At 68.3% G+C, this 1,669-nt stretch carries 2 protein-coding genes; one reads left to right on the top strand and one right to left on the bottom strand.

Annotated features, from left to right (window positions below; genetic code table 11):
• Positions 1-115: 115 nt before the first annotated feature.
• Complete coding sequence (locus tag ABT026_RS32100; RefSeq protein ID WP_351118728.1) at positions 116-631, top strand: hypothetical protein; 516 nt, start codon at positions 116-118, stop codon at positions 629-631.
• On the opposite strand, the gene ABT026_RS32095 is transcribed toward ABT026_RS32100, so the two are convergent.
• Complete coding sequence (locus tag ABT026_RS32095; protein ID WP_351118727.1) at positions 585-1,403, bottom strand: IS5 family transposase; 819 nt, start codon at positions 1,401-1,403, stop codon at positions 585-587. The two genes, ABT026_RS32100 and ABT026_RS32095, sit on opposite strands and share 47 nt — an antisense overlap.
• Positions 1,404-1,669 lie beyond the last annotated feature (266 nt).

Genomic DNA, 1,669 nt, shown 5'->3' with positions numbered 1-1,669 from the left:
AGAAGCTGTTGTCCTTCCGAACCTGATGTGCGGGTTTCTGCTGGTCAGACGTACTGTTCTCGTTGTCGAGGCAGTCTGAGCGGGTCTTGTTTCCCAGGTGGGTGGAGGTCCGTCGATGCCGTCGATGCGGGCTGTGCTCGAGCGTCGTGAGAAGACCGCGCTGGTGCGGGTGGAGGAACTGCGTGCCGAGTTTGAGCGGGTGCGAGCAGCTCTCACGGAAGCCGAAGAGGTGCTGAACCAGCGGGTGATCGGGCTGGAGCAGTATCTCGAGGCCCTGGCCGAACAGGACGCCGAAGCGGCCGAGGAGGCCGTGCCGGTCGTGGACAAGGAGCCGGCGGAGGTGGTCGAGCCGCGCAGGACCGTGGCCCGCAAACGGGACGGAGTGCCGGTGGACGTGCTGGGCCCGGACTATCGCCGGATCATGGAGGCGGCGGGCCAGGTCGGTGGTGAGGGGTTGTCGGCGAGGCAGGTCGCGGTGCTGCTGGGCTGGGACTCGTCGCTGGCGACCCGCGTCGAGGGTGCGCGATCGAGGCTGAAGCGGCTGGTGGAACGCGGCTGGCTGGTGGAGGTCCGGCCCGGCCGGTTCATGCTGTCGTCGGCCAGTGCAGCCGCGGGGTCCGGGCGGGAGTGAGGCGGGCGAGGCGACGGCCGCAGATCATGGTCGTCGACCAGAGGATCATGGCCTGGCTGCTGGCGGGCCGGGTTTCGTAATCGCGGGCCAGGCGCCGGGTCCGCATCAGCCAGGCGAAGGTTCTCTCGACGACCCACCGGCGGGGCAGAACGGCGAAGCCGGCCCGGTGGTCATTGCGCTTGACGACCTCCACGACGAGTCCGAGTTGCTGGGCGGCCCAGTCGAGGAGATGGCCGGTGTAACCGCCGTCGGCCCACACACGCCGCAGTGCCGGGAAACGGTCCCGGACGACGGGGAGCATCATGCGGGCGGCGTCCCGATCCGGCGTCGAGGCCGGGGTGACCAGCACATCCAGCAGCAGACCGAGACAGTCCACGATCAGATGCCGCTTGCGGCCGTTGATCTTCTTCCCGCCGTCGAAGCCGCGGGAGACGTTCTTGACGGTGGCGCCCGCTCGCACCGACTGCGAGTCCACCACGGCGGCACTCGGCTCGGCGTCCCGGCCCTCCGACAACCGGACCCTCGCGCGTAGCCGGTCATGAAGTTCATGAACCAGTTCATCGTCGCGCCAGCGGCGGAAGAACGCGTAGACACGGTCCCACGGCGGGAAGTCGACCGGCAGGGACCTCCACTTGACGCCGTTGTCGACCAGGTAGCGCACCGCGTCGATCATCTGCCGGTGGCAGTAGCTTTCCGGCCGGCCGCCCCGGCCCTCCATCCAGCCCGGCGTCGGGAACGACTGCCGCACCACCGCCCACTCGCCGTCCGTCATGTCAGAGCCGTAACGGGGCTCACGGTCCGGATGATCAGCCGCGTTCCCGAACCTGTGGGCGAGACAGTCACACCCACGGGTGGGCGAACTGGACTGCACGGACGTCACGACGTACAACTGCGACACAGGGCCTCCTGCCGCTCTGGCTTCGACAACCGTGAGCTACCAGGAGGCCCTTTCTTCATGCGCACCCCGTCGCCAACTCACCCGATCCAGGGCCCTGTTCGATCAAGAGCGAGCGCGCGGACGGAAGGACAACAACTTCT

Origin of the sequence: Streptomyces sp. NPDC002734, from assembly GCF_040295685.1 — a bacterium.
In the GTDB taxonomy this organism is placed as follows: domain Bacteria; phylum Actinomycetota; class Actinomycetes; order Streptomycetales; family Streptomycetaceae; genus Streptomyces.
Note: the sequence above shows the minus strand (reverse complement) of the source record. Positions and strands in the feature narration are given on the sequence as shown.